The organism is Pseudonocardia sp. EV170527-09 (assembly GCF_008369905.1).
GTDB lineage: Bacteria > Actinomycetota > Actinomycetes > Mycobacteriales > Pseudonocardiaceae > Pseudonocardia.
Map to the genome: position 1 here is coordinate 1 of NZ_VRMC01000317.1, position 529 is coordinate 529.

The 529-nt window shown below is 68.6% G+C and carries 1 protein-coding gene; it reads right to left on the bottom strand.

Features of this window, described 5'->3' with window-relative positions; translation table 11 throughout:
- Positions 1–529: AMP-binding protein (locus tag FVA95_RS29310; RefSeq protein ID WP_149666940.1), on the bottom strand; the 529-nt coding region annotated here is incomplete at both ends.

Below are 529 nucleotides of genomic sequence, written 5' to 3' on the forward strand. Positions count from 1 at the left end.
CCAGGTAGCCGCGGGCCAGGCCGGTCCCGGCGATGTAGAGCTCGCCGACGACGCCGTCGGGCACCGGCCGCAGCCAGCCGTCGAGGACGTGCGCGACGGTGTTGGTGATGGGGGTGCCCACGGTCGACGTCGCGCTGTCGCTGGTGCCCGCGCCGAGGGTGTTGATCGTGTACTCGGTCGGACCGTACAGGTTGTAACCCCACGTCCCCTCGGTGTCACGCAACCGCGACCACACGCTGTCCGGGACGGCCTCACCACCGAGCAACACCAACGGCGGCACGTGGTCACCGTCCAACAAGCCCGCGGCGAACAGGTGATGGGCGTAGGTCGGGGTCACGTTCACCACGTCGATCCGGTGCTCACCGCAGTACTCGACGAGACGCTCCGCATCACGACGCAGCTCCTCGTCACAGACATGCACCTCGTGACCCTCGACCAGCCACAGCAGCTCCTCCCACGACATGTCGAACGCGAACGACACCGTGTGCGCGATCCGCAGCACCCGACCACCCGCCGCCTCGATCGTCGG